The 26580-nt window shown below is 72.3% G+C and carries 27 protein-coding genes and 1 riboswitch; of the genes, 15 read left to right on the forward strand and 12 right to left on the reverse strand.

The genetic code is table 11. The annotated features are described in order from the left end of the window. Positions 1-952: 952 nt before the first annotated feature. Genes qcrB through ctaE form a run of 4 tightly spaced genes read right to left on the reverse strand, consistent with a single transcriptional unit; the run spans position 953 to position 5295 of the window. Positions 953-2704, reverse strand: coding sequence for a cytochrome bc1 complex cytochrome b subunit (qcrB, locus tag IRQ30_RS16050; RefSeq protein ID WP_193614002.1), 1752 nt, complete (start codon positions 2702-2704; stop codon positions 953-955). Beyond that, the gene (gene qcrA / locus IRQ30_RS16055) at positions 2704-3753 is read right to left on the reverse strand and encodes a cytochrome bc1 complex Rieske iron-sulfur subunit (protein ID WP_338089751.1); all 1050 of its coding nucleotides are present in this window, start codon (positions 3751-3753) and stop codon (positions 2704-2706) included. Before qcrA ends, qcrB begins: the two co-directional genes overlap by 1 nt. A 2-nt stretch (positions 3754-3755) precedes the next feature. Beyond that, positions 3756-4634, reverse strand: a complete 879-nt coding sequence (gene qcrC, locus IRQ30_RS16060) for a cytochrome bc1 complex diheme cytochrome c subunit (RefSeq protein ID WP_338087917.1) — start codon at positions 4632-4634, stop codon at positions 3756-3758. 16 nt (positions 4635-4650) lie between these two features. Continuing rightward, a complete protein-coding gene (gene ctaE / locus IRQ30_RS16065; protein WP_193609339.1) occupies positions 4651-5295 on the reverse strand; it encodes an aa3-type cytochrome oxidase subunit III in 645 nt (214 codons plus the stop codon). A 73-nt stretch (positions 5296-5368) separates the two neighbouring features. Here ctaE and IRQ30_RS16070 point away from each other — a divergent pair, with 73 nt between their 5' ends. The 3 genes from IRQ30_RS16070 to trpD are packed head-to-tail and all read left to right on the forward strand — an operon-like array spanning position 5369 to position 7768. Further along, entirely contained in the window at positions 5369-6325 is a 957-nt protein-coding gene (locus IRQ30_RS16070) for a cytochrome c oxidase assembly protein (RefSeq protein WP_338089747.1), read from the forward strand. Between the two features lie 10 nt (positions 6326-6335). Next, positions 6336-6749 (forward strand): Rv3143 family two-component system response regulator, encoded by a 414-nt coding sequence (locus IRQ30_RS23505; protein ID WP_338089748.1) that lies wholly within the window; start codon positions 6336-6338, stop codon positions 6747-6749. Beyond that, a complete protein-coding gene (gene trpD / locus IRQ30_RS16075; RefSeq protein ID WP_338089749.1) occupies positions 6746-7768 on the forward strand; it encodes an anthranilate phosphoribosyltransferase in 1023 nt (340 codons plus the stop codon). Before IRQ30_RS23505 ends, trpD begins: the two co-directional genes overlap by 4 nt. A 10-nt stretch (positions 7769-7778) precedes the next feature. On the opposite strand, the gene IRQ30_RS16080 is transcribed toward trpD, so the two are convergent. From IRQ30_RS16080 to IRQ30_RS16090, 3 genes are read right to left on the reverse strand one after another with little or no spacing between them, the layout of a single operon-like run. Next, a complete protein-coding gene (locus IRQ30_RS16080; RefSeq protein WP_193614004.1) occupies positions 7779-8402 on the reverse strand; it encodes a YgjV family protein in 624 nt (207 codons plus the stop codon). Positions 8403-8417: 15 nt separating this feature from the next. Continuing rightward, positions 8418-8696 (reverse strand): Lrp/AsnC family transcriptional regulator, encoded by a 279-nt coding sequence (locus IRQ30_RS16085; RefSeq protein WP_134738727.1) that lies wholly within the window; start codon positions 8694-8696, stop codon positions 8418-8420. Between the two features lie 10 nt (positions 8697-8706). After that, complete coding sequence (locus IRQ30_RS16090; RefSeq protein WP_193614005.1) at positions 8707-10470, reverse strand: DEDD exonuclease domain-containing protein; 1764 nt, start codon at positions 10468-10470, stop codon at positions 8707-8709. A gap of 83 nt (positions 10471-10553) precedes the next feature. Between IRQ30_RS16090 and IRQ30_RS16095 the strand changes: the two genes are divergently transcribed. From IRQ30_RS16095 to IRQ30_RS16115, 5 genes are all read left to right on the forward strand, one after another. Further along, on the forward strand, positions 10554-10814 hold the full coding sequence (locus IRQ30_RS16095; RefSeq protein WP_193609335.1) for a hypothetical protein: 261 nt from the start codon (positions 10554-10556) through the stop codon (positions 10812-10814). A 469-nt stretch (positions 10815-11283) separates the two neighbouring features. Then, positions 11284-11490: a hypothetical protein gene (locus tag IRQ30_RS16100; protein ID WP_193609334.1), complete on the forward strand. Its 207-nt coding sequence runs from the start codon at positions 11284-11286 to the stop codon at positions 11488-11490. A 119-nt stretch (positions 11491-11609) separates the two neighbouring features. Next, positions 11610-11771, forward strand: a riboswitch (cyclic di-AMP (ydaO/yuaA leader). A gap of 13 nt (positions 11772-11784) precedes the next feature. Then, the gene (locus IRQ30_RS16105) at positions 11785-12759 is read left to right on the forward strand and encodes a C40 family peptidase (protein ID WP_338087913.1); all 975 of its coding nucleotides are present in this window, start codon (positions 11785-11787) and stop codon (positions 12757-12759) included. A gap of 37 nt (positions 12760-12796) precedes the next feature. Further along, positions 12797-14011 (forward strand): hypothetical protein, encoded by a 1215-nt coding sequence (locus IRQ30_RS16110; protein WP_193614006.1) that lies wholly within the window; start codon positions 12797-12799, stop codon positions 14009-14011. Next, a complete protein-coding gene (locus IRQ30_RS16115; RefSeq protein WP_193614007.1) occupies positions 14008-15270 on the forward strand; it encodes a M48 family metalloprotease in 1263 nt (420 codons plus the stop codon). The genes IRQ30_RS16110 and IRQ30_RS16115 overlap by 4 nt, the downstream gene beginning before the upstream one ends. Here IRQ30_RS16115 and IRQ30_RS16120 read toward each other — a convergent pair. Then, positions 15267-17060, reverse strand: coding sequence for an AMP-binding protein (locus IRQ30_RS16120; protein WP_193609330.1), 1794 nt, complete (start codon positions 17058-17060; stop codon positions 15267-15269). The two genes, IRQ30_RS16115 and IRQ30_RS16120, sit on opposite strands and share 4 nt — an antisense overlap. 129 nt (positions 17061-17189) lie before the next feature. On the opposite strand from IRQ30_RS16120, the gene IRQ30_RS16125 reads away from it, so the two are divergent. From IRQ30_RS16125 to IRQ30_RS16145, 5 genes are read left to right on the forward strand one after another with little or no spacing between them, the layout of a single operon-like run. Continuing rightward, positions 17190-17633, forward strand: a complete 444-nt coding sequence (locus IRQ30_RS16125; protein WP_193609329.1) for an SRPBCC family protein — start codon at positions 17190-17192, stop codon at positions 17631-17633. Positions 17634-17636: 3 nt separating this feature from the next. Further along, positions 17637-18830, forward strand: a complete 1194-nt coding sequence (locus tag IRQ30_RS16130; protein WP_193614008.1) for a TRC40/GET3/ArsA family transport-energizing ATPase — start codon at positions 17637-17639, stop codon at positions 18828-18830. Continuing rightward, positions 18827-19240, forward strand: coding sequence for a hypothetical protein (locus IRQ30_RS16135; protein WP_193614009.1), 414 nt, complete (start codon positions 18827-18829; stop codon positions 19238-19240). The genes IRQ30_RS16130 and IRQ30_RS16135 overlap by 4 nt, the downstream gene beginning before the upstream one ends. Further along, positions 19237-20178: an ROK family glucokinase gene (locus IRQ30_RS16140; protein ID WP_193609326.1), complete on the forward strand. Its 942-nt coding sequence runs from the start codon at positions 19237-19239 to the stop codon at positions 20176-20178. Before IRQ30_RS16135 ends, IRQ30_RS16140 begins: the two co-directional genes overlap by 4 nt. Further along, the gene (locus IRQ30_RS16145; protein ID WP_193614010.1) at positions 20175-21068 is read left to right on the forward strand and encodes an ROK family protein; all 894 of its coding nucleotides are present in this window, start codon (positions 20175-20177) and stop codon (positions 21066-21068) included. Before IRQ30_RS16140 ends, IRQ30_RS16145 begins: the two co-directional genes overlap by 4 nt. 9 nt (positions 21069-21077) lie before the next feature. Here IRQ30_RS16145 and IRQ30_RS16150 read toward each other — a convergent pair whose 3' ends face one another. Together IRQ30_RS16150 and IRQ30_RS16155 are read right to left on the reverse strand one after the other, a co-directional pair. Continuing rightward, complete coding sequence (locus tag IRQ30_RS16150; RefSeq protein ID WP_193614011.1) at positions 21078-21518, reverse strand: hypothetical protein; 441 nt, start codon at positions 21516-21518, stop codon at positions 21078-21080. Between the two features lie 9 nt (positions 21519-21527). After that, entirely contained in the window at positions 21528-22298 is a 771-nt protein-coding gene (locus IRQ30_RS16155) for an alpha/beta hydrolase (RefSeq protein ID WP_193609323.1), read from the reverse strand. Positions 22299-22404: 106 nt separating this feature from the next. On the opposite strand from IRQ30_RS16155, the gene IRQ30_RS16160 reads away from it, so the two are divergent. Both IRQ30_RS16160 and macS read left to right on the forward strand, forming a co-directional pair. Continuing rightward, positions 22405-23169: a lysophospholipid acyltransferase family protein gene (locus IRQ30_RS16160; RefSeq protein ID WP_193614012.1), complete on the forward strand. Its 765-nt coding sequence runs from the start codon at positions 22405-22407 to the stop codon at positions 23167-23169. Positions 23170-23249: 80 nt separating this feature from the next. Beyond that, a complete protein-coding gene (gene macS, locus IRQ30_RS16165; protein ID WP_420827610.1) occupies positions 23250-24308 on the forward strand; it encodes a MacS family sensor histidine kinase in 1059 nt (352 codons plus the stop codon). Here macS and IRQ30_RS16170 read toward each other — a convergent pair. Together IRQ30_RS16170 and IRQ30_RS16175 are read right to left on the reverse strand one after the other, a co-directional pair. Further along, the gene (locus IRQ30_RS16170; RefSeq protein ID WP_227467690.1) at positions 24305-25072 is read right to left on the reverse strand and encodes an amino acid ABC transporter ATP-binding protein; all 768 of its coding nucleotides are present in this window, start codon (positions 25070-25072) and stop codon (positions 24305-24307) included. The two genes, macS and IRQ30_RS16170, sit on opposite strands and share 4 nt — an antisense overlap. Then, a complete protein-coding gene (locus IRQ30_RS16175; RefSeq protein ID WP_193614013.1) occupies positions 25069-26550 on the reverse strand; it encodes an ABC transporter permease subunit in 1482 nt (493 codons plus the stop codon). Before IRQ30_RS16175 ends, IRQ30_RS16170 begins: the two co-directional genes overlap by 4 nt. Between the last annotated feature and the right edge of the window lie 30 nt (positions 26551-26580).

Consider the following 26580-nt stretch of genomic DNA (forward strand, 5'->3'; position numbering starts at 1 on the left):
GCCCGTCGAGACCCCGTGAGCCGAACGCCGACGTTCGGTGGTTGAGGTGCGAGCGCAGCGAGCCTCGAAACCACCCGCCTGTGCGGGGCTGGTGTTGGCCCGCGCGCTAGCAGCCCGGGTCTCGGCGTCAAGGAGCTTCGCCCGCTTCGCGGCGGCTTCGCCGTCCTTGACTCCGAGCCTCTCCCGGGCTGCTGTGGCGGCGCACGGGCGGCGGCGGCTTCGCCGCGCCGCCCGCAACAGCGCGGGCCCTGCCTATCGGTCACCTATGTCGGCAGTTCGAGCCTGACGCCGAGCTCTCGACGCTCGGTCAGCCTGGTGTGGTGACGAACTGCCGACGCTGAGTGTCGGTCGTCGCACCACCAGTCACACCAGCCTCATGAGGAGGGGTGCCGCGCTTTGCGCGGGCGGCGCGGGCGGAGCCCGTGTCGCCCCGTGCGCCGTCAAGCCGGTCGAGAGAGGCTCCGGGTCAAGGACGACCGCGGGCCGCCGCGAAGCGGGCGAAGCTCCTTGACGCGGAGACGCGACCGGCTACGCGCGCGGCACCCCAGTCCGGCCCCGAGGAGACAGCCAGAGGTGCAGGGGTCTCGACGGGCGCTCGTCGCTGGCGCTCCTCGCTGCTCGACCACCGGTCGGGTGCGGCGGCGTGGTTTCGAGGCTCGCTTCGCTCGCACCTCAACCACCGTGGGTCGCCGCTGGGCGGTCGGGTCACCGGGTCTCGACGGGCGCTCGTCGCTGGCGCTCCTCACTGCTCGACCACCGGAGGCGTGGTTTCGAGGCTCGCTTCGCTCGCACCTCAACCACCGTGGGTCGCCCCTGGGCGGTCGGGTCACGGGGTCTCGACGGGCGCTCGTCGCTGGCGCTCCTCACTGCTCGACCACCGACGCTGGGGGAGGGGCCGAAATGACACTGACCCGCCCGAGAGGCTCGGGCGGGTCAGCGGTGGTGCGGTGGGTCAGTGGTCGCCGCGAAGGTTCTCGCCGTCGACCGCGTGGTGACCGTCGAACTGGTGTCCGTCGGCGGGCTGGCCGTCGAGGGAGGCCTGGAGCTCGTGCTCGTGGTCCGCGTGGTGGTGGGCGGCCTCGAGCTCCTCCTTGGTCACCGGCTGCACGTTGTCGGCGTACATCAGCGTCGACAGCTTGGCGCGCAGGCCGTCGAAGCGACCACGCTTGGCCGGCACGCCGTTCGCGTCGGTCTCGTCGCCCGGGGTCCAGACCTCCTCGCGCTCACGCGCGGTGAGGGTGTAGGCCTCGGTCTCGTTGACCGGCAGGTGCCGCTCGGAGTAGCCGCCCTCGGCCGAGCGCATGATGATGCCCGTCTCGTAGCCGTGGAGGAGCTTCTGCTCGTCGTGGCGCTGGAGCGAGATGCACCAACGGCGCGTGATGATGAACGCGATCACCGGCCCGATGAACACCGCAGCACGCATGAAGTACGTGATCTGGTTGATGCTCAGGTGCAGCTTGATGGCGATGATGTCGTTGCCGCCCGCAGCCCACATGAGGCCGTAGAACGTCATCAGCGCGACCATGACCGCGGTCCGGGTCGGAGCGTTGCGGGGACGCTGCAGCAGGTGGTGGTCCCGCTTGTCGCCGGTGATCCAGGACTCCAGGAACGGCAGCATCATCAGGATCGTGAACATCAGTCCGGGCAGCACGATGATCGGCAGGAAGACGTTCCAGGACAGGGTGACGCCCCAGAAGTGGGACTCCCATCCCGGCATGATCCGCAGCGCGCCGTCGGGCCAGCCCATGTACCAGTCAGGTTGCGAGCCCGCCGTCACCTTCGTGGGGTCGTAGGGCCCGAACTTCCACACCGGGTTGATCGTCAGCAGACCACCCATGAGGGCGCTCACGCCGAAGACGATGAAGAAGAAGCCGCCGGCCTTGGCCGCGTAGACGGGGAGCATCGGGAACCCGACGACATTCTCCTCGGTGCGTCCGGGGCCGGGCCACTGCGTGTGCTTGTGGTAGACGAGCAGCAGCATGTGGGCCGCGATCAGCGCCAGCAGGATGCCCGGGATCAGCAGCACGTGGACGGTGTAGAGGCGGGGGATGATCGACTCGCCCGGGAACTCGCCGCCGAACAGGAAGAACGACATGTAGGTACCGACGACGGGCATCGACTTCATGAAGCCGTCGGCGGCGCGGATGCCGGTGCCGGAGAGCAGGTCGTCGGGGAGCGAGTAGCCGGTGAAGCCCTCGAGCGTGCCGAGCAGCAGCAGCAGGCTGCCGATGACCCAGTTGAGCTCACGCGGCTTGCGGAACGCGCCCGTGAAGTAGACGCGGAGCAGGTGGATCATCATCGAGGCGATGAACAGCATCGCCGCCCAGTGGTGCATCTGCCGCATGAGCAGACCGCCACGGACGTCGAAGGAGAGTCTGAGCGTCGAGGCCATGGCCTCGGACATCTCCACCCCGCGCAGGGGGTTGTAAGACCCCTGGTACTCGACCTCACCCATGCTCGGCGTGTACCACAGCGTGAGGAAGACACCGCTCAGGAGCAGGACGACGAAGCTCCACAGCGCGATCTCGCCGAGCATGAACGACCAGTGGTCGGGGAAGACCTTCCGCAGGTTCTTCTTCATCAGGGTGCCGAGCCCCAGGCGCTCGTCGGCCCAGTTGGCGACGACGCCCGCCTTGCCCGGCTTCTTCGGCGTGGCGGCGGTCCCGGCGTTGGTGTCGGCGACCTTGCTGGTATCGACGCTCATCAGCCACGCTCCCAAAAGCTTGGTCCCACGGGTTCGGTGAAGTCGCTCTGGGCGACGAGGAAGCCCTCTTCGTCGACCATCAGCGGCAGCTGGGGAAGGGCCCGTGCCGCAGGACCGAACACGACCTTCCCCGAGTCGGCCAGGTCGAACGTGGACTGGTGGCAGGGGCACAGCAGGTGGTGGGTCTTGCGCTCGTTGAGCGAGATGGGGCACCCGACGTGCGTGCAGATCTTCGAGTAGCAGACGATGCCGTCGACGGACCAGTTCTCACGGCCCTTGCCGGGCGTGATGTCCGAGGGGTCCATGCGGAGCAGGATGACGGCGGCCTTGGACTTGGCCACCTGCAGCTCCACGCCGTGCAGGACGTGCTCGCCGTCCTCGTCGACCGCGAACACGATCTCGGGCTCGGCGTTGACCAGGTCGCCGATCTCCAGGTCGGCCTGGTTGATCGGGGTGCCCACGACGTCGCGGACGACACGCATGCCCTTCTCCCAGACCGTGCTGTAGAGCTTGTTGCCGGGCAGCGGGCCCAGGTCGCGCAGCATCACGATGGCCGGGAGGCCGAGCAGGCCGACCGCGCCGAGCAGCGAGTTGCGCACGAGCGGGCGCCGGCCGATGCCGGACTCCTCGGCACCGAGGGCGAGGGCCTTGAGCGTCTCCTCGCGGTCCTCGTCGGAGGAGCGGGCGGGGTGACGCATCTCCGAGATCTCGTGGTCGCCCATGAGCTTGCGGGCCCACTGGATGATGCCGATGCCGATGAACAGCAGCGCGCCACCGAGCGTGGAGCCCAGTGCGATCGTGGAGGCGCCGAAGCCGGCGAACGTCGTGTGGTTGTCGCCGACGTCGAGGGTGAAGTAGGAGACGAGGAAGAGCAGCACGCAGACCGAGGAGAGGCCGAACAGCGTCGCGACCTGGCGCTCCGCGCGCTTGGCGAGACGCTCGTCGACGTCGGTGGGACGCCAGGTGTGCTCGGGAAGACCCGGGTCCGGGATCGCCGGCAGGTTCTTCTCCGAGTCGGCCGCGCGGGTCACGTCCCGGCCGTGGTCGATGCTCACGCGTCGGCTCCCTTCGAGGGCTGCTTGGTCGAGCGGGTGGTGTGGGCCGCGATCCAGACCGCGAAGCCGACCAGGGAGCCGATGCCCACGAGCCAGGCGAACATGCCCTCGCTCACGGGGCCGAGGCCGCCGAGGCCGAAGCCGCCGTACTCGGGCTGCTCACGCAGCTGGCTGACGTAGGCGATCACGTCGCGCTTCTCCTCCGGCGAGAGGTTGCCGTTGGAGAACACGTCCATGTTGCCGGGGCCGGTGAGCATGGCCTCGTAGATGTGCTCGGGGGTGGTGCCCAGGATGCTGGGCGCCGCGCCACCGCGCGGCATGGCGCCGCCGTTGCCGCTGAAGTTGTGGCAGGCGGTGCAGTTGGTCAGGAAGATCTGGCTGCCGCGGGTGACCGCCTCCTGGCGCTCCTCCGCGGTGAGGCCCTCGACGCTGTAGTCGGACTCGTCGGGCACCGCGGGGCCGGGGCCCAGCGAGGCGACGTACGCCGACAGCGCCTCGATCTCGTCGTCGTTGAAGACCGGCGTCTTGACCGCGACCTGCTGGCCGGGGCGGGCCAGCGGCATGCGGCCGGTGCCGAGCTGGAAGTCGGCCGACGCGGCGCCGACGCCCGCCAGGGACGGGCCGTACTGCGTGCCGCCCTCGGTGAGGACGCCCTCGCCGTTCTTGCCGTGGCAGAAGGAGCAGCTGACGAGGAACAGCTCGCGGCCCTCGGCCACCAGCGCGGCGTCGGACTCGGCGGAGTCGGCCTGCGCCGGGGCGAAGACGGTGTAGAGACCGCCGGTCAGCACGAGGCCGACCATCAGCATCACCACACCGGCGAGGCGGCCGCGGCGGTGCCGGGAGATGCGTCCGGCGGTTCGGTTCAGGAGGCGCACAATGAGTCCTTGCGAGTCACTGGATGAGGTAGATCGTGGCGAACAGCCCGATCCACACGACGTCGACGAAGTGCCAGTAGTAGGAGACGACGATCGCGCTGACCGCCTGCTCGTGGGTGAACTTGCGCGCGATGTAGGTGCGCCCGAGAACGAAGAGGAAGGCGATGAGCCCGCCGGTCACGTGGATCCCGTGGAAGCCGGTCGTGAGGTAGAACATCGTGCCGTAGGCCGAGTCGGGGATGGTGATCCCCTCCTGGATGAGCGTGGCGTACTCGACGGCCTGGCCGGCGATGAAGATGGCCCCCATCAGGTAGGTCAGGATGAACCACTCGCGCAGGCCCCAGCCCTTGATGCGCAGCACCGAGCCGGTGCGACCGACCTGGCCCCGCTCGGCGGCGAAGACGCCCAGCTGGCAGGTCAGCGACGACAGCACGAGGATCGTGGTGTTGACGGCCGCGAAGGGCACGTCGAGGAAGGCGGTGTTCTGCGCCCAGAGGTCCGTGCTCACCGCCCGGATCGTGAAGTACGACGCGAAGAGGGCAGCGAAGAACATCAGCTCACTGGAGAGCCAGATGATCGTCCCCACCGCGACCATGCTCGGACGGTCGTGATGCCCGTGCAGCCGGGATGCTGGAATCGAAGCTGAAGCAGTCGTCGCCACGCCCTCATTATGTCCGTCCCCGGAGCCGAGGGCGACCCGACCCCCTCACTGACGGGGTCATAAAGTTCACACTGTGCCCGGACCACCCCTGATCGCCGCTCTGACCGCCGCCGAGAGCCTGCCCGAACCCTCCTTCGGGGCGTTCTTCACGCAGTGGTCCCTGGCGCCGCTCCCGCTGGTCCTGACGGTCTGGGCGGTGGGGCTCTACGTCCTCGGGCTGCGTGCGCTGCGACGGCGCGGGGACCGCTGGCCGGTGGGCCGCACGATCGCGTTCGGCGTCGGGATCGGGGCCTTCTACGTCGCGACCTCGTCGGGCCTGGCGGCGTACGACACGACGCTGCTGAGCCTGCACATGGTCCAGCACATGGTGCTCTCGATGGTGGTGCCGCTGGCCCTGGCGCTCTCGGCCCCGGTGACCCTGGCGCTGCGCACCCTGCCGAAGGCGCCGCGCCGCTGGCTGCTCGCCGCACTGCACTCCCGGGTCGCCAAGGTCCTGGCCTTCCCGCCGCTGGCGTTCGGCCTGTACGTCGTGTCGCCCTGGGCGCTCTACTTCACCGGCTGGTACGACGCCTCGCTGGAGTCGGTCTTCGTGCACGAGATGATGCACGTGCACCTGGTGCTCGTCGGCAGCCTCTTCTTCTGGCCGCTCATGGGCGTCGACCCGCTGCCGGGCCGGGTGGGCTACCCGTTCCGCGTCCTGCTCACGATGATGACGCTGCCCTTCCACGCCTTCCTCGGCGTCACGATCATGGGCCAGGACACGCTGCTGGGCGGCGACTGGTACCCGTCGCTGGCCGACGGGCCGATGGGCGCGTGGCTGCCCGACCCCTACGACGACCAGCGTCTGGCCGGCGGGATCCTCTGGGGCGCCGGCGACCTGGTGGGCCTGTCGTTCTTCGCCGTGCTCTTCGCGCAGTGGGTCCGCTCGTCGTTCTCCGAGGCCCGCCGAGAGGACCGTCGCCTCGACCTGGAGGAGGCCCGCGAGCGCGCCGCCGCGCCTACCGGGGGCGGGACCGACCCCGAGCGGTAGCATCTGGCGCGTGAGCGACTCGACGAACCGCAAGCTCAAGGTCCTGGTCTACAGCGACGACGTCACCACGCGCGAGCAGGTGATCCTCGCCTTGGGGCGACGGCCGCACCCCGACCTGCCCGAGCTGACCTACGTCGAGGTGGCCACCGAGCCGGTCGTCATCCAGAACATGGACTCCGGGACGATCGACCTGGTCATCCTCGACGGCGAGGCCGTCCCCGCCGGCGGCATGGGCATCGCCAAGCAGCTCAAGGACGAGATCTACCAGTGCCCGCCGGTGCTCGTGCTCATCGGCCGCCCCCAGGACGCCTGGCTGGCGACGTGGTCGCGCGCGGAGGCGGCGGTCCCGCACCCGATCGACCCGATCCAGCTCGCCGAGTCCGTGGTCGCGCTGCTGCGGGCACGCGTCCCCGCCCAGGCGTGACCTGGCCCGACGTCCTCAGCGCCCTCGTCGCGGGCTCCGACCTCACCGCGGAGCAGACCACCTGGGCGATGGGCGAGATCCTCTCCGGCGAGGCAACCCCGGCCCAGATCGCCGGCTTCGCGGTGGCGCTGCGCGCCAAGGGCGAGACGATCGACGAGGTCACCGGCCTGGTCGAGGCGATGTACGCCCGCCGGACGCCGATCTCGGTGCCCGGGCGCCTGCTCGACGTCGTCGGCACCGGCGGCGACCGCTCGATGTCGGTCAACATCTCCACGATGGCGGCGATCGTCGCGGCCGGCGCGGGCGCCAAGGTCGTCAAGCACGGCAGCCGGTCGGCGTCCTCGCAGTCCGGCAGCGCCGACGTGCTCGAGGCGCTCGGCATCCGGCTGGACCTGCCCTCCGACCGGGTCGCCGGCGTCGCGGAGCAGGCGGGCATCACCTTCTGCTTCGCGGCGGCGTTCAACCCGGCCATGCGGCACACCGCGGTGCCCCGGCGCGAGCTCGGCATCGCCACGACGTTCAACATCCTCGGACCGCTCGCCAACCCGGCCCGCCCCGACGCCCAGGCGATCGGATGCGCCGACGCGCGCATGGCGCCGGTCATGGCGGGCGTCTTCGCGCGCCGCGGCGCCGACGCCTGGGTGGTCCGTGGCGACGACGGCCTGGACGAGCTCACCACCACGACCACCTCCTCGGTGTGGCACGTCCACGACGGCGAGGTCACGACGGCGACCGTCGACCCGGCCGCGCTCGGTCTCGCGCCGGCCACCACCGCGGACCTGCGCGGCGGCGACGCGGCCCACAACGCCGACGTCGTACGGCGCATGCTCGCGGCCGAGCCGGGGCCGGTGCGCGACGCGGTCGTGCTCAACGCCGGGGCGGCCCTGGCAGTGCACGCCGACCCGGGCGCCTCGGTCGAGGACGCCCTGCCGGCCGGCATCGAGCGGGCGATCCAGGCGATCGACTCCGGTGCCGCCCAGGCCACGCTCGAGCGCTGGGTCGCCGCCACCGCGCAGTGACCTCCGCGGCTCAGAGGTCGAGGACGAACTCCTCGCCGTCGCGGCGGAAGCCGACGTGCTCGTAGTAGGCACCGCGCATCCGCGGTGAGGTGGTGACGCGTCGCAGCCCGAGGTCGCGGAGGACGCCGCTGCGCCGCCACACGAACTCGCCGGGGGAGAAGTCCCGGTAGCGGGGCGTGACGTAGTCGAGCTCGACGCGCGCGACGTCACGGTCGGCGCGCAGCAGCACCACCCCGACGGTCTCGTCGCCCTTGACGACGACGAAGGCGAGCTGGCCCTCGTCGGGACGGGTGCCGAAGTCGGGCTGGAAGGCGCGGATGTCCTGCTCGTGGGTGCGCAGGACGTGGCGGAAGTAGGCGTCGTCGAGGCGGACCCGCACCACCTCGAAGACCTCGTCGTCGTGGCGCTCGCGCGAGAGCCGGACCAGGAACCACACGTTGATCGCGGCCAGCACGACGTTCATGCCGACCATCGGCCAGACCCCGACGAACGCGTTGAAGCCCACCAGGATCAGGCAGGCCACGAGGTTGAGCGCTCGGAAGCGCAGCACCCGCGTCTGCAGGAGCGAGAGGACGAGCAGCGCGCTGCCGCCCCAGCCGAGGACGTCGAGCCAGTGGTCCCCGAGCCAGTCCATCTAGTCGGGGCCCATCTAGTCGAGACCCAGCGAGAACGCGGACTCGAGGTCGTGGCGGGAGTAGGAGCGGAACGCGATGTGGGTCTCGGTCTCGGAGACGCCGGGCACCTTGTTGAGGCGATCGGCGATGACGGCGGCGACGTCGTCGTGGTTGCGGACCCGCACCAGCGCGATGAGGTCGATCTGCCCGGTGACGGAGTAGACCTCGCTGACCCCCTCGAGGGCGGCGATGGCCTCGGCCACCTCGGGGATCCGGGCGACGTCGGCCTTCACGAAGACGATGGCGGTGATCATGGGCGCGACTCTAACGGGACTCGAGGTGGTGCCCGGAGTCCTTGGGGGCGCCCAGGGGCCCGTCGAGGTGACGGCCGGCGCCCTGGACCGGACAGGTCCACTCGCCGTCGACGTCGACCAGCCGCACCGTGGGCGACTCCAGCCACCGCAGCAGCCGCTCGGTCTCCTGGGCCGTCGCCGCGGGCACCGGCCCGGGCGCGGGCAGGACGGTCTCGGCCGAGGCGCGCAGGACCTCGACGTAGGCCACGGCGTCGGCGCCCGGCGGGATCACGCCGGCGGCCGCGAGCCGGCCGTAGCGCACGACGTGGACCGCCCAGCGCCCGTCGTCCTCGCGGCGCGCGGCGACGACCTCGGCACAGCGGGTGAGGGAGCTCAGCCGCTGGGTGCGCGCCGCGGCGCGCACGAAGGAGGCCAGCCGGTCGCGGTGGACGCCGGCCTCCTCGTAGCGCTCGTCGGCGGCCAGCGCCGCCATGCGCTCGTTGACGAGCTCGACGACCTCGTCGGGGCGGCGGAGCAGGGTCTCGCGCAGCTGGCGCACGACGGCGGCGTAGGTGTGGTGGTCGACGCTGCCGTCGCAGGGGGACAGGCAGCGGCCGAGCTCGGCCAGCACGCACGCGGAGCGCGACGGCGTGCGGCCGAAGCGGTCGGAGCACTGGCGCACCGGGAAGGTGTCGTGGAGCGCGGCGAGGCACTTCTCGGCGGCCGCGCGGCTGGCGAAGGGGCCGAGGTAGTCGGCGTCGTCGTCGAGCACCCGCTTGACCAGCGACAGCCGCGGCCACGGCTCCCGGGTGAGCTTGATGAAGGTGACCTTCTCGGGGAAGCGGGAGCGGCGGTTGTAGCTCGGCTTGTGCTCGGCGATCAGGCGCAGCTCGCGGACCTCCGCCTCGAGCGGGGTGGCGCACTCGATGGCCTGCACGGTGGCCGCCAGCCGCACCATCTCGCCCATGCGGGAGCGGGTCTCGGAGGCCGTGAAGTAGGAGCGGACGCGCTTGCGCAGGTCGCGCGAGGTGCCGATGTAGAGGACCCGGGACGACTCGTCCTTGAAGAGGTAGACGCCGGGGGAGTGCGGCAGCCCGTCGGCGAGGTGGCGCTTGCGGCGCTGCGCGGCCGAGACCCGCGAGGAGAACGTCTGCAGCTCCTCGAGGGTGTGCACGCCCAGCGCCCCGACGCGCTCCATCAGCCCGTGGAGCACGTCGACCGTCGCGCGGGCGTCGGACAGCGCGCGGTGGTTGGGGGTGGTCGTGCTCTGGAAGACCCGCGCGAGCGAGGACAGCTTGCAGTTGGGGGCGTCGTCGCGGGTGATCACCCGGCGCGCCAGCTTGGCCGTGTCGACCACCTCGAACGCCGGCCAGGGCCGGCCCTGCAGCTCGGCGAAGTGGCGCAGGAAGCCCACGTCGAACGGCGCGTTGTGGGCCACCAGGACCGTGCCCGCGGCGAACTCGAGGAACGCCGGCAGCGCGGACGCGATCGGTGGGGCGTCGGCGACCATGGAGTTGCTGATGCCGGTGAGGACCGCGATGAACGCCGGGATCGGGGTCTCGGGGTAGACCAGCGTCTGGAACTCGCCCAGCACCTCGCCGCCGCGCACCTTGACCGCACCGATCTCGGTGATCATCGAGCCGGCCGCCGGGGAGCCGCCGGTGGTCTCCAGGTCGACCACGCAGAAGGTGACGTCGCGCAGGGCCCGGCCGAGCTCGTCGAAGCTGCGCTGGGACTCCCACCGGGCACCTGCTGGATCAGTGGCCGGGGGTGCGGGAGGGGCGGCCTGGCTCATGCTCCGACCGTAGGACGAGGCGCCGACATCCCACGGGCGGCGCGCGGCGCGGGCCGGTGCCCGGGTGCGCATAGGGTGGTGCCGTGAGCTCGACACCCGCCCTTCCCGACCAGTCCCACCGCTGGCGCTGCGGCGGCTGCGGCAACCTGACGCGCTTCGACGTGACGCGCACCCGTCGTACCCAGGAGTTCTGGCACTACGACCTCGCCGGCGAGCACCGGGTCGAGAGCGTCGAGGTCCTCGGCGAGGACGTGGAGGCCGTCTCGTGCCGCTGGTGCGGTCGCAGCGACGCCATCGAGACCGTCGCGCGCACCGACGCCGACCTCGCCTCCGACCCCACCTGACACCACTTCGGTGGTTGAGGTGCGAGCGCAGCGAGCCTCGAAACCACCCCACCGGTGGTCGAGCAGCGAGGAGCGCCAGCGACGAGCGTCCGTCGAGACCCCTGCACCTCTGGCAGCTTCCTCGGGCCGAGCTCGGGTGCCGCGCGCTTAGCCGGTCGCGTCTCCGCGTCAAGGAGCTTCGCCCGCTTCGCGGCGCCCTTCGGGCGTCCTTGACCCGGAGCCTCTCTCGACCGGCTTGACGGCGCACGGGGCGACACGGCTTCGCCGCGCCGCCCGCGCAAGCGCGGCACCCTCGGGCGAGGCTCCTGGGGCTGGTGTGACTGGTGGTGCGTCTACCGACACTCAGCGTCGGCAGTTCGTCTCCACCCCCGCCCCGCTGAGCGTGGACATGCCGGGCTTGCACTCGAACTGCCGACACTCAGTCCCGCTCGGCGGGACCCCTGTCGGTGGCGACTGTCAGCCTGATCGCATGACGACGAGAATCGACTGCGACACCTGCGTGGTGCGCGGGCTGGCCTGCCACGACTGCGTGGTGACCGTGCTCCTGGGGCCGCCGCCGGAGCTCACCTTCGACGACGACGAGTGCCGCGCGCTGGACGTGCTCGCGGCCGGGGGACTGGTGCCGCCGCTGCGCCTGGTGCAGCCGGTGTCGGGTCCCGAGGTCGAGTCGGCGTGAGCCGTCCGACACCGGGGAAAAAGCCGGCGCCGGGAGTTGGCGTGGGCCGGTGGGAGGACTAACCTCGTCCCTTCAAGCACCCGTGGAAGTGGGCCACCAGGTCCGCGCGGGTGCTGCGTCGAGTTTCGGAGCCTCTTCGGGAGGCTCCGGGAGCCGGGGAACCAACTCTTCTGGGGTGAATCCCTCGCAAGGCGTCGCGCGCAGGTGCGGCGAGGAGCGGGGGTAGGGCGCGTCGTGCCCGAATCCGTCAGCTCACCCGGTAGGCGTACGACACCCAAGGGAGACCGCCCGCACGTGCGGAAGCGACTCATCACTGCCCTGACCGGGCTGGCCCTGGCCGCCACGATCGGGCTCATCCCCTCCACCACGGCCTACGCCGACCCCGACATCGACACCGTGCAGGCGCGCGTCGACCGCCTGTACCACGAGGCCGAGCAGGCCTCGGAGCGCTACAACGACGCCAAGATCGAGCTCGAGGCGCTCCAGGGTGACGTGGCCTCGCTGCGCGCCGACCAGGAGCGTCAGGACGAAGCGCTGGGCAAGGTGCGCGAGCAGGTCGCCGACGCGATGGTCAGCCAGTACCAGGGCCAGGGCATCTCGGCCGTCGGCGAGGTCATCGTCTCCGACGACCCCGGCGCCTTCCTCTCCCAGCTCACGACCATGTCGTCCTACCAGGACCACCAGGACGCGCTGCTCGGCGACTACGCCGACGAGGTCGAGGCGCTCGACATCCGCGAGGCCGCGACGGCTCGCCGGGTCAAGCAGGTCAGCTCCGTGGAGTCGCGTCTCAAGGACGAGAAGACCACGATCGACGACAAGCTCGAGGAGGCCGAGTCGCTGCTGGGCCGCCTCAAGGACGAGGAGCGCGCCGAGATCCTGTCGCGCGGCGGGACGACCGTCCCCTCCGACGTGCCGGCCTCCGGTCGCGCCGCTGCCGCCGTCCAGTACGCCATGGCTCAGGTCGGCGACTCCTACGTCTACGGCGCCGCGGGCCCCAACGCCTTCGACTGCTCCGGCCTCACGATGATGGCCTGGGCGCAGGCCGGTGTCGGCCTGCCGCACTCCTCGAGCGCGCAGTACAGCTCGGGTGCCCGGGTCGCCGAGAGCGACCTGCAGGCCGGTGACCTGGTCTTCTACTACAGCCCGATCAGCCACGTCGGCATGTACATCGGCAACGGCCTGATCGTGCACGCCGCCAACCCCGGCGCGGGCGTGAAGGTCTCCAACCTGCACGAGATGCCCTACGTCGGCGCGGTCCGCCCTGGCTGACCGCCCCAGCAACGAGGCCGGCCGTCCACGACTGTGGGTGGTCGGCCTCTCGCTGTTCCTGCTGGTGGGCGTCGGCATCCTGACCTGGTCGGTCCTCGACGACGACACCTACGTCGTCCCGCCGCCCTCCGCCGGACCCGCCCTCGCACGGCCCGCGGAGGCCGCCCGGTCCCTGCGGCTGCTCGAGCAGGCGGTCGGGTCCGGAGACCCGGCGCTGGCGGCCGACGCCGCGCCCGAGGGTGACCGGGCCGCCGCCGCCCTGCTGCGGAGCCTGGTCGGCAACGCCCGCGCGCTGCGCGTGCGCGACTTCTCGCTGCGCTTCCTCGACGTCGCCGGCGGCACCGAGGAGGACACCTGGACCGCCGCGGTCGACGCCACCTGGCGCTTCGCCGGCTTCGACCGCACCTCGGCCCGCGCGGAGGTGCTCGTGCGCTTCGCCGGCGAGGACGCCGGGATCGTCGCGGTCGGCGGCGCGACGGGGGTCGCGCCGGTGTGGCTCGCCGGCCCGGCGACCGTACGGCGCACCCCCGACGTGCTGGTGCTCGTCGCCGGCACCGGCGCCGCGCAGGACGCCGCCGCCCGCGGCTACCTCGCGCGGGGTCGCGACGCGCTGCCGGTCGTGGGACGCGTGCTGCCGTCCTGGGACGGTCCGCTCGTGATCGAGGTGCCGGCCGGCCCCGGGGAGCTCGACCGGGTCCTGGACGCCGACGCCGGTGCCTACGCCGGGGTGGCCGCCGTGACCGCGTCGCCGGACGCCACCAGCGCGCCGGGCGTCCCGGTGCACGTGTTCCTCAACCCCGCGGAGTTCGACCGCCTGCGCCCGCTCGGGGCCCAGGTCGTCATGAGCCACGAGGCGACGCACGTCGCGACCGACGCGACCACGAGCCGGCAGATGCCCCAGTGGCTCGTCGAGGGCTTCGCCGACTACGTCTCCCTGCGCGACGTCCGCATCCCCGACGCCCGGGCCGCGGCGCAGGTCATCGAGCAGGTGCGCGCCGACGGGCCGCCGCGGGCGCTGCCCGGCGCGGTGGAGTTCGACGCCTCGACCGGGCACGCCGGCGCCGCCTACGAGTCGGCCTGGATCGCCTGCCGCGTCCTGGTCGAGCGCCGCGGCGAGGACGCGCTCGTCGACCTGTACGCCGCCGTGCGCGAGGGACAGCCCCTCGCCGACGTGCTCCGCTCGTCGTTCGGCTGGAGCGAGGCGCAGCTGGTCCGGGCGTGGCGGACCCGCCTGTCAGACTTGGCGGCGTGACCGTCCCCGACCGCCGCGTCGCCCTCGTGACGACCCTCGTGGGACTCGTCGCCTTCGTGGCCCTCGCCGTGTGGCTCGTCCCGTGGCACCCGGTCCCGGGAGGCGACCTCCGGGCCGCCGACCCCGGGTCCGTCTTCACCCCCGAGCAGCTCGACCGCGCCGAGGACTTCTCGCGCCAGGCGCGGATCTGGAGCTGGAGCTCCCTCGTGGTCTCGCTCCTCGTGGCGTGCTGGCTCGGCTTCAGCCGGCGCGGCCGCGCGCTCTTCTCCCGGCTCCCGGGGCGGTGGTGGGTGCAGGTGCCGCTCGCGGTCGCCCTCGTCGAGCTGGTGCGGCGCGTCGTGACCCTGCCGTTCGCGGTGATGCTGCGCCGCGAGCGCCTCGACTACGGCCTCACCGAGCAGGCCTGGGGGGCCTGGGCCGTCGACCTGGCCAAGAACGAGCTGCTCACGATCGTCCTGACCTCGCTCGGGCTGCTGGCGGTCCTGGCCTGCGTGCGTCGTTGGCAGCGGGCCTGGCCCGCGGTCGCCGGCGCCGGGCTCGCCGTCCTCGTGCTGCTGGGGTCCTTCGTCTACCCGCTCGTGGTGGAGCCGCTGTTCAACCGCTTCGAGCCGCTGCCCGACGGGAGCCTGCGCACCGCGATCATGCAGCTGGCCGACGAGGAGGACGTCGCCGTCGACGACGTGCTGGTCGCCGACGCCTCACGCCGTACGACGACGCTGAACGCCTACGTCTCCGGCTTCGGCGGCACCCGACGGGTCGTGGTCTACGACAACTTGGTCGAGGACCTGCCCCAGGACGAGACGCTGTCGGTGGTCGCCCACGAGCTGGCGCACGCCCGCCACGGCGACGTGGTCATCGGGTCGCTGCTGGGCGCCTCCGGCGGCCTCCTCGCGGCCGGCCTGCTCTCGCTGGTCCTCGCCCGCGTACGCCGGCGGGGCGGCCCCGGCGTCGGCGACCCGGCCGTCGTGCCGGTGGTCCTGGCCCTGGTCGCGATCGCGTCGCTGGCGAGCAGCCCGGTGAGCAACACCATCAGCCGCCAGATCGAGACCCGCGCCGACGTGGAGGCCCTGCGCACCACCCAGAACCCCGACGCGTTCGTCGAGATGCAGACCCAGCTGGGGCTGCGCTCGCTCAACGACCCGAGCCCGCCCGCGTGGAGCCAGTTCTGGTTCGGCAGCCACCCCACCGCCCTGACCCGCGTCGCCCTGGCGCGGCGCATGGCGGAGCTCGCCGAGGCCCAGCCCGACGACCGGGACTAGGACAGGTAGAGCGCCGCGATCTCGTCCTTGCACTCGCGCAGGACGACGTTGCGCTTGAGCTTGAGGCTCGGGGTGAGCTGTCCGCCCTCCTCGGTCCAGTCGCCGGGCAGGATCACGAACTTGCGGATCGACTCCGCCTTGGAGACCGACTTGTTGGCGTCCTCGACGGCGGCCTCGACCTCCGCGCGCAGGTCCGGGTCGTCGACGTGCTGGGCGATGGTGCCGGTCTTGCCGTGCGCCTCGGCCCACGCCGGGAACGACTCGGGGTCGATCGTGACCAGCGCGCCGATGAACGGCTGCCGGTCGCCGACGACCATGCACTGGCTGACCAGCAGGTGGGCGCGGATGCGGTCCTCGAGCGGCGCCGGCGCGACGTTCTTGCCGCCGGCGGTCACGAGGATCTCCTTCTTGCGACCGGTGATGCGCACGAAGCCCTCGTCGTCGACCTCGCCGACGTCGCCGGTGTGGAACCAGCCGTCGCGCTCGAGCGCCTCGGCCGTGGCCTCCTCGTTGTCCCAGTAGCCGGCGAAGACCTGGCCGCCGCGGAACAGCAGCTCGCCGTCGTCAGCGACGCGCACCGACGTGCCGGGGATGGGGCGACCGACGGTGCCGATCTTGGTGGCACCGGGCACGTTGACGGTGAGGGCGCCGGTGGTCTCGGTGAGCCCGTAGCCCTCCAGGACGTTGAGCCCGATGCCGCGGTAGAAGTGGCCGAGCCGGTCGCCGAGCGGGGCGCCGCCGGAGACGGCGTAGACGCAGTTGCCGCCCAGGGCGTCGCGGAGCTTGCCGTAGACGAGGCGGTCGAAGAGGGCGTGCTGGGCGCGGACGGCCAGCGACGCCTTGCCCTTCGCGGAGTCGAGGCCGCGCGAGTGGGCGATCGCCGTCTCGGCGGCGCGGGCGAAGATCGAGCCCTTGCCGTCGGCGGTGGCCTTCTGCGAGGCGGTGTTGAACACCTTCTCGAAGACGCGGGGGACCGCGAGGATGAACGTCGGGCGGAACTCCTGCAGGTCCTCGACGAGGTTCTTGATGTCGGCGCTGTGACCCAGCCGGGTGCGTCGCTTGACGGCTCCGACCTGGATGATCCGCGCGAACACGTGGGCCAGCGGCAGGAAGAGCAGGGTCGAGGAGTCGCCGCCGAACAGGTCGTCGAGCTCGTCGGTGGCCACGCCCAGCTCGAACATGAAGTTGCCGTGGGTGAGCATGCAGCCCTTGGGGCGGCCGGTCGTCCCGGACGTGTAGATCAGGGTCGCCAGGTCGAGCGGCGTGGCCGCGGAGCGGCGCTTCTCCAGCTCGTCGTCGGCGACGTCCTGGCCGAGCCGGCCCAGGACGGTGACGGCGTTGTCGGCGATCGACCACACGTGGTTGAGGTCGTCGAGGCCCGCCCGCACCTCGGCGATGCGGGCCAGGTGGGCGGGCGTCTCGGCGACGACGGCCTTGGCCCGGGAGTCCTGCAGGATCCAGGCCACCTGGTCGGCGGCGGAGGTCTCGTAGATCGGCACGGTGACGGCGCCGGCGAACCAGATCGCGTAGTCGAGCAGCGTCCACTCGTAGCGGGTCTTCGAGATCAGCGCGACCCGGTCGCCCGGCTCGATCCCGGAGGCGACGAGGCCCTTGGCGACCGCGCTGACCTCGCTCAGGAACTGCGCCGCCGTGACGTCGGCCCACCCGGACTCGCCGGGCCGGCTGAAGACCACGGCGTCCGGCGCCTCGTGGGCGCTGGTCACGACGTCGTCGGTCAGGTTGCCCGTCGTCGGGATCTCGATCGTCAGGGGCGTGGAGAACTCCCGCACTTTTCTCTCCTCAGGCTCGCCATGGGGGCGTTGCGGGCAGGTTACCGCCGAGGGGAGGAGGGTCGTCCATCCGGTAGCATCGCGGTTCCGATCCACCCACGCTCCCGGGCGCCAGCAAGGGGTTCCACGATGGCCGAACAGACCACCTCCTCGATCGTCGTCGACGCGCCTCCCGCGGACGTGATGAGCGTGATCGCCGACTTCGAGGCCTACCCCGAGTGGGCCAAGGGCGTCACCGTCGCCGACGTCGTCTCGACGTTCGGCCCGGAGCAGGACGGGCGGGCCGAGCAGGTCTTCTTCAAGCTGGACGTCTCGCCGATCAAGGACGAGTACACCCTCGCCTACGAGTGGGACGGTGACCGCGAGGTCACCTGGACCCTCGTCGAGGGCAAGATGCTCCGCTCCCTCGACGGCGCCTACGTCCTGCGCGACCTGGGCGGCTCGACCGAGGTGACCTACCGCCTCGCCCTCGACGTGAGCATCCCGCTGATCGGCATGCTCAAGCGCAAGGGCGAGAAGATCCTCATCGACACCGCCCTCAAGGGGTTGAAGAAGCGCGTCGAGTCCCGCTGACTCGTGCGCATCCTCCTCTTCACCGGCAAGGGCGGCGTCGGCAAGTCCACGGTCGCGGCCGGAACCGCCGCCCTGTCCGCGGCAGCCGGTCGGCGCACGCTCGTGCTGTCGACCGACGCCGCCCACTCGCTGGCCGACGCGTTCGGCGCGCCCGTGGGCGCGGAGCCCACCGAGGTGGCCGACCGGCTGTTCGTGCAGCAGGTCGACGCGCAGCTGCGCTTCGAGCAGTCGTGGGCCGAGATCCAGGGCTACCTGCTCAGCGTGCTCGACGTGGCCGGCGTCGACCCGGTGGCCGCCGAGGAGCTGACGGTCATCCCCGGGGCCGAGGAGGTGCTGGCGCTGCTCGAGCTGCGGCTGCACGCGCTCTCGGGGGAGTGGGACGTGGTCGTCGTCGACTGCGCGCCGACCGCGGAGACGTTGCGGCTGCTGGCGCTGCCGGAGGCGCTCGGCTGGTACATGCAGCGGGTGCTGCCCACCCAGCGTCGCGTCGTCAAGGCGTTCAAGCCGGTGCTCACCCGCGCGGCCGGGGTGCCGATGCCCGGTGACGGGCTGTTCGACGCCGTCGAGCGCCTGCACGCCGAGCTCGACGAGGTCCACACCCTGCTGTCGGGGCCGGACGCGAGCGTGCGGCTGGTGCTGACGCCGGAGGCGGTCGTGCTGGCCGAGGCGCGCCGCTCCTACACCAGCCTGTCGCTCTTCGGCTACCGCGTGGACGGCGTCGTGGCCAACCGGGTCTTCCCCGCCGAGGGCGCCGACGACTGGCGCGCCGGCTGGGTCGTGGCCCAGGACGCCGTGCTCGCCGAGGTCGACCAGTCGTTCGCCGGCCTGCCCGTGTGGCGCTCGGAGTACCGGCCCTCGGAGCCGGTCGGCGTCGACGCCCTCCGCACGCTCGCCGCCGAGGTCTACGCCGGCGCCGACCCGTTGGCCGTGCCCACCGGGAGCGGCCCGTTCCGCGTCGAGCGCACCGGCTCGGGCGCCGTGCTGCACCTCTCGCTGCCCTTCGTCACCCGCGCGGAGGTCGGTCTCGCCAGGAACGGCGACGAGCTCGTCGTGACCGTGGGGTCGTATCGTCGCCTTCTCACCCTCCCCGCGGGACTCGCGCGACTGCGCGTCGTCGGAGCCCGCGTGGACGAGGGTGAGCTCCGGGTCCGGTTCGCGGACCCGGCGCACGAGGACGCAACGGAGAAGGTGACGTGAACGACCCCCAGGACCGCCCCGGCGGCACCGACGAGCCCGTCGGCAGCGTCGGCGACGAGGCGGCCAAGCTGTTCGGCGCGCTCGCCGGCTGGGCCACCGAGCACGGCGTCGACCTCGGTCAGGGCCTCGGCGGTCTCGCCGACCACGCGGCCGCGGCCGTGAAGGACCTCGACGACCACGTCGCCACCGGCGCGGCCGAGTGCACCTACTGCCCGGTGTGCCGCGCCGTGCACGCCGTACGGCAGACGAGCCCGGAGGTGCGCGCCCACCTGGCGACCGCCGCCTCCGCCCTGGTGCAGGCGGCCGCCGGCCTCCTCGCCACCCCGGTCCCACCCGACGCCTCGGGGCGTGCCCAGCAGGTCGAGCGGATCGACCTGGACGACGACCTCGGGTCGGAGGGAGAGTCATGAGCCTGACGTGCGGCATCGATGTCGGAGGCACCAAGATCGCGGGTGCCGTGGTCGACGCCAAGGGGATGATCCTCGAGGAGTCGCGGGTCGAGTCGCCCGCGACCGACCGCGAGGCCATCGAGGCGGCCATCGCCAGCCTGGTCGCCGACCTGCGCACCCGCCACGAGGTCGAGAGCGTGGGCATCGGCTTCGCCGGCTACGTCGACGCCTCCCGCGCGCGGGTGCTCTTCGCCCCCAACCTCGCGATGCGCGACCTCGACCTGCGCGCCGAGCTGCAGGAGCACATCGACCTGCCGGTCATCATCGAGAACGACGCCAACGCCGCCGCCTGGGGCGAGTTCGCCTTCGGCGCCGGCGAGGACGTCGACGACCAGCTGATGGTCACCGTCGGCACCGGCGTCGGCGGCGGGCTGGTGCTCAACGGCGAGCTCTACCGCGGCGCCTACGGGGTCGCCGCCGAGATCGGCCACCTGCGGGTCGTGCCCGACGGGCACCTGTGCGGCTGCGGCAAGCGCGGCTGCCTCGAGCAGTACGGCAGCGGCTCGGCGCTCGTGCGCGACGCCCGGGTCGCGGCCGGGGGCGGCTCGGAGCAGGTGGCGCCGCTGCTGGCGCGCGCCGGCGGCCACCCCGACGCGATCACCGGCCCGCTGATCACCGAGGCCGCCCAGGACGGCGACCCGTTCGCGATCGACCTGCTCGCCGCGCTCGCGCAGTGGCTCGGCGGCGGGATCGCCTCGCTCGCGGCCGTCCTCGACCCGGCGGCGGTCGTCATCGGCGGCGGCGTCAGCGAGGCCGGCGACCTGCTGCTGGACCCGATGCGCGCCGCCTTCGAGTCCCACCTCAGCGGCTTCGGGCACCACCCGACCGCCGAGATCCGGCTGGCGACCCTGGGCAACAAGGCCGGCGTGATCGGCGCCGCCGACCTGGCTCGTCGGTGAGCCCCCTGCACGTCGGGGTCGACATCGGCGGCACCAAGGTGCTGGCGGGCGAGGTCTCGACCGAGGGGCGCGTCCTGCGCACCGCCCGGCGGCGTACTCCCGGACGACTGGCCGACCCGCGCGAGCTGGACGACGCCGTCACCGAGGCCGTCGAGGAGGTCGCCGACGGCCGCCCGCTGACGTCCGTGGGCCTCTCCGTCGCGGGCCTCGTCGACGTGGCCCGCGGTCGGGTGCGCTTCTCCACGCACCTGCCCTGGCAGGAGGACGACACCGCGGCGCGGCTGACGGCCCGCTGGGGCGTGCCGGTGCTGCTCGACAACGACGTCTCGTGCGCCGCCATCGCGGAGCTGGCCTTCGGGCGAGGTCTCTCGCACTCCGACTTCCTGCTGGTGACCATCGGCACCGGCATCGGCGGCGCCATCATCCACCGCGGCAGCCTGTGGCGCGGCGCCAACGGCATGGCGGGGGAGTTCGGCCACGTGCGTGTGGTGCCCGACGGCCGCGTCTGCGAGTGCGGGATGCGCGGCTGCCTCGAGGAGTACGCCAGCGGCAACGCATTGCTGCGCCTGGCCGGCGACGCCTACGAGGACGGGCAGGCGGTCACCGCGGCCGCCCACGCCGGCGACCCGGTGGCGATCCAGGCGATCACCTCGGTCGGCGACTGGTTCGGCATCGGCCTGGCCGGGCTCGTGGGCTCCTTCGACCCGGCCGCGCTGGTCATCGGGGGCGGCGTCGTGGACGCGGGGGAGCTGCTGCTGAGTCCCACGCGGGTCGCGCTCGAGCGCCACCTGGTCGGGGCGGGCCACCGCGACCTGCCGCCGCTGCTCGTCGCCGCCTGCGGTCCCGCCGCCGGCATGGTGGGCGCCGCCCACCTCGCACGCACCGGCTGAGGCCGGACGCTAGACGACGGCGCCGTCGTCGTCGGGGTCGCGGGGTCCCCGGGGCATCTGCACGACGAGGTAGAGGAAGCCGCCGACGAACGCCGCCACCAGCAGGTAGGCGACCAGGGCGGGCAGTTCGACGCCGAGCACCAGGCACACGAGCAGGATGGCGGGGCCGCCGAAGAGGCCGACCCAGGCGACCGTGCGGTCGGGGCTGGTCGTGGGCAGCGGTGGCGGGGGAGGCGGGACGAACCGGTCGGTCGTCCAGTCGGCGTCGGGGTAGCCCTCGTCCCAGCCGGCGGCACCGGCGGCCTCGGGGCCCGGCTGTGGCTCCTGCTGCGGCTCCGGGAGGGGCTCCGCGACCGGTTCGGCCGCAGGCGGCTCCGGGTCGAGGTCGGCCCGCTCCCCGAAGTTCTCGACGATCGCGCGCCACGCCTCGTCGTCGTTGTCGCGCTGCACGTCTCGAGGTTACTCGGCGGTGGTGCGCGCCACGAACGCAGCGGAGTCCTCGAAGATCTGCGGAGCGTCGTTGTCGAGGGTGGCGACGTGGTAGCTCTCGGTCAGCGGGACGACGGTCACGTCGCGCGAGGACACGGTGCTGGTGATCAGCGGCTGCGACGCCTCGTCGACGACGTGGTCGACCGACGAGCGGAAGTACAGGATCGGGCAGGTGACCTTGGGCAGGTCGGCGACCAGCGGCGGCCAGGCGCGCATCAGCGTGTGGATGGCCTTGAGGGGGGTGCGGTCGTAGCCGTGCTCGTCGGCACCGGGCTTCTTGATGTCGTTGGCCAGACCGGGGAACGACGGCACCAGGTGCTTGAGCACCGGCAGCAGCTTGACGTCGAGCCGCTTGCTGGCCACCGCCGGGTTGACGAGCACGAGGCCGGAGACCCGGTCGGCGTGGTCGGCGGCCAGCCGCAGGGTGAGCGCGCCGCCCATCGACAGCCCGCCGACGACGACCGCGTCGTTGTCGCGGCTCAGGGCCTCGAAGGCGCGGGTGAGCTCGGCGTACCAGTCGTCCCAGGTGGTGGTGTTGCACTCCTGCCAGCTGGTGCCGTGACCCGGCAGCCGCGGGACCGAGACGGCGTACCCCCGGGCGGCCAGGTGCTCGCCCCAGGGCTTGATCGAGGCGGGCTGGCCGGTGAAGCCGTGGCTGAGCAGGACGCCGACGCGGCGACCGCCCGTCAGCTCGGGGCGCGCCGCGACGGTCAGGGGCGACGCGTGGGGGTCGATCGTCATGCGGGAATCATGCACCACGGCGGTGGTAGGTGAGAGGCGCTCCCAGGTACTACGCTGCGAGCAGTCAGGGCTGCCGCCGGGGCTCGACGATGAGGAAGGTGCTTCGTTGTTCTACTGGTTCCTCAAGTGGATCGCCCTGGGTCCGCTGCTGCGCGTGGTGTTCCGGCCCCAGGTCGAGGGCGCCGAGCACGTGCCCGAGGAGGGCGCCGCGATCCTGGCCAGCAACCACCTCTCCTACGCCGACTGGCTGTTCATGCCGCTCACGCTGTCGCGCCGCGTGACGTTCGTGGCCAAGGCGGAGTACTTCACCACCCCCGGCATCAAGGGCTGGTTCCAGAAGCAGTTCTTCTCCGGCGCGGGGCAGGTCCCCATCGACCGCGCCAGCGGGTCGGCCGCCGAGGGCGCGCTGTCGTCGGCGAAGCGGATCCTCGGTGAGGGCGACCTCTTCGGCATCTACCCCGAGGGCACCCGCTCCCACGACGGCCGCCTCTACCGCGGCAAGACCGGCGTCGCCCGGCTCGCGCTCGAGACCGGCGTGCCCGTGATCCCCGTGGCCGTCGTCGGCACCGACGTGGTGGCGCCCCCGGGCAAGACCTTCGGGTCGTTCACCCGTCCGGTGGTGCGCTTCGGCAAGCCGCTCGACTTCTCGCGCTACGCCGGCATGGAGAACGACCGCTACATCCTGCGCTCGATCACCGACGAGATCATGTACGAGATCATGCGCCTCTCCGGGCAGGAGTACGTCGACCTCTACGCCTCGCGCGCCAAGGAGGAGTCGAAGCGGCTCGAGGCCGAGGCCAGGGCCAACGCCCAGGAGAAGACGGAGTCGATCACGCCCTCGGACGACGACGAGCAGAAGAAGGCGTCCTGACCCAGCTCAGGCTCCGGCTGTGGAGCCGGCCCGCGCTCCACGTCGAGGACCGGCTGTTCCGGGCGCTGGGCATCCTGCGGGTGGTCCTGCTGGTCAACGCGCTCGGGCTCAACCTCTACCGCGCCGACAGCTTCGAGCACCCTCGCTGGGCGGTGGTGTGCTGGGTGGTCATGGCGGTGTGGACCGGCGTCACGGTCAAGGCCTACTCCGACCCGGACCGGCGTACCCACTGGCTGCTGGGCGCCGACCTCGCCGTGGCCGTGGGGCTGCTCGCCGCCACGCCTTTCGTCAAGGGCATGTGGTTCAACGCCTCGATCCCGGGCTTCTGGGTGGCGTGCGCGATCTTCGCCTGGGCCATCCAGCTGCAGTGGCGCGGCGGCCTGGTCGCCTCGGTCTGCGTCGCCCTCACCGACGCGCTGGCGCGCGACGACCTCACCCAGGGCAACTACGGCAACCTCTTCCTGCTCCTGATCTGCGGTCCGATCGTGGGCTTCCTGTGCCAGTCGCTGACGCTGATGGCGCGCGAGCGCGACGAGGCCCAGCGGGTCGCGCTGGCCGAGGCCGAGCGCGCCCGGCTGGCCCGCACCGTCCACGACGGCGTGCTGCAGGTGCTGGCGCTGGTGCAGCGCCGAGGGACCGAGCTGGGGGGCGAGGCCGCCGACCTCGGCCGCCTGGCGGGGGAGCAGGAGCAGGTGCTGCGCACGCTCATCCGCTCGCAGGACGCGGTGTCCTCCACCGCCCCCGACGCCACCGCCGACCTGGCCGCCGCGCTGGCCGAGCTCGGCGCGCGGGGCCACGTCACCGTCGCCGCTCCCGGTACGCCGGTCGAGCTGCCCGTCGCGGTGGTCGCCGAGCTGAGGGCGGTCGTGTCCGCGTGCCTGGACAACGTGGCGGTGCACGTCGGGCCCGACGCGCCCGCGTGGGTGCTGCTCGAGGCGTTCCCCGACCGGGTCGAGGTGTCGGTGCGCGACGAGGGCCCCGGCATCCCCGAGGGCCGGCTCGACGCGGCGGCGAGCGAGGGTCGCCTCGGCGTGCGCGAGTCGATCTGCGGACGGGTCGCCGACCTGGGCGGCACGGCCGAGCTCACCACCGGGTCCTTCGGCACCGAGTGGGAGATCGTGGTGCCCCGAGGGGCCTAGCGCGCCTCGAGCACCCGTCGCAGGAACTGCTGGGTGCGCTCGTGCTGCGGGTCGGTGAGCACCTCGGCGCTGCCGCGCTCGGCCACGACCCCGCCGTCGAGGAACAGCACCTGGTCGCAGACGTCGCGCGCGAAGCGCACCTCGTGGGTGACGATCACCATCGTCCAGCCCTGCTGGGAGAGGTCGCGCACCACGCCGAGGACCTCGCCGACGAGCTCGGGGTCGAGGGCCGAGGTCGGCTCGTCGAGGAGCACGACGTCCGGCTTGAGCGCCAGCGCGCGGGCGATGCCCACGCGCTGCTGCTGGCCGCCGGACAGGTCCGCCGGGCGGGCGTCCTCGCGGCCGGCGAGTCCCACCTGCTCGAGCAGCTGGCGGGCGTCGGCCACGGCCTCGTCCTCCGGCCGCCCCTGCACCTGCACGGGGCCCTCGATGAGGTTGCCGAGCACGGTCTTGTGGGGGAAGAGGTGGTGGGACTGGAACACCATGCCGCTGCGCGAGCGCAGCGCCCGGATCTCGCGGCGCCGCGTGGCCTTGTCGCCGGGCAGCTCGCCGAAGTCCACCGAGGCGTCCCCGATGCGCACCAGCCCGGCGTCCGGGGTCTCCAGCACGTTCATCGAGCGCAGCACGGTGGTCTTGCCCGAGCCCGACGGGCCCAGCAGCACCGTCGCGGTGCCCGAGGCGGCGGTGAAGTCGACCCCGCGCAGCACGGGGGTGTCCCCGAAGGACTTGGCGAGCCCGTGGACCTCGATCAGCGGCGTGCTCATACGGCGTACCTTCCCAGTCGCTTCTCCAGCTTGCCCTGACCGACGGACAGCGCGAAGCAGATGACCCAGTAGTAGAGCGCCGCGAACATGTAGAGCGGCAGGTACTGCTGGCTGAACGCGGCGGCGTTCTGCGCCTCCCGGAACAGGTCGGTCACGAGCACGACGGAGACCAGGGAGGTGTCCTTGACCAGCGACAGCAGCGAGTTGGACAGCGGTGGCACGGCGATCCGCGCGGCTTGGGGGAGCACGATGCGGCGCATCGCCTGCCAGCGCTCCATGCCGATGGTGGTGGCGGCCTCGAGCTGGCCCCGCGGGACCGACAGGATCGAGGCGCGGATGATCTCGGCGGCGTACCCGCCGACGTTGAGGCTCAGCGCCAGGCAGGCGGCCAGGAAGCCGGGAAGCGTCAGCCCGACCTGCGGGAAGCCGTAGAAGAAGATGAACAGCTGCACCAGCAGCGGCGTGCCGCGGATCAGCGAGATGTAGAAGCGCGCGGGCGCGCTCAGGAGCCGCGACGGCGACATCCGGGCCAGCGCCACGGCCAGACCGATCAGCAGACCCGCCACGAAGCTGATGGCGGTCAGCGGGATCGTGCCGAGGATGGCGCCGCGCAGCATCGGCCACGCGACGTCCTGCAGGACCTCGCCCCACGAGCGCGGGTCCCGGTCGGTGGTGACGTCGACCTCGTCGGGGTTCTCGACCGAGACGTCGGCGCCGAAGTACTTCTCGGAGATGTCGGCGAGCGTGCCGTCGGCTCCGAGCCGCTCCAGCGCCTGGTCGGCCTGGTCGCGCAGCTGCTGCTGGGACTGGGGGAACACCAGCGCCTGCCGGCTGATCTCGTCGCCGGCGTTGCCGGTGATCTTGATGTCGTCGGAGCCGGTGGAGGCGAGGTAGTCGAGCACCGCGATGTTGTCGTTGACGATCACGTCGACGCGGCCCTGGACGAGCAGCTCGGCGGCCTGCGCGAAGCCCTCGACCGACTGCACCTTCGCCCCGGCGTCGCGCGCGACCTGGGCCCAGTTGCTCGTCTCCGACTGCGCGGCGGTGAGGCCCTTCAGGTCCTCGAGGCTGGTGATGTCGTCGGTGTCGGCCGCGGTCACGATCACGCCGCGCGAGTAGGTGTAGGGCCGGGTGAACAGGTAGCGCGCCTCGCGCTCGGGGTTGATCGTCACCTGGTTGGCGATGACGTCGATCCGGCCCGCGTCGAGCGCCGGGAAGAGTGCGTCGAACGTCGACTGCACGTAGTCCGGCTCGCTCCAGCCCGCCTCCTTCGCGACGGCGTCCATCACCTCGATGTCGTAGCCGGTGAGGTCCTCGTTGCTGGGGTCGACGAACGTGAAGGGCGGGTAGGTGCCCTCCGTGCCGACCCGCACGACGCGGCCGTCGCCCTCGCCGTCCGCGTGGGCGGGGGTCGCGAGCAGGGCACTCAGGCCGAGCAGCACGCCCAGGATCGCCAGGACCCGATTCCTCGTCTTCACTGCACAAGCGTAGTCACGGGTCGGCGCGGT

It is taken from the genome of Nocardioides lijunqiniae (assembly GCF_015024225.1).
Lineage (GTDB): Bacteria > Actinomycetota > Actinomycetes > Propionibacteriales > Nocardioidaceae > Nocardioides > Nocardioides lijunqiniae.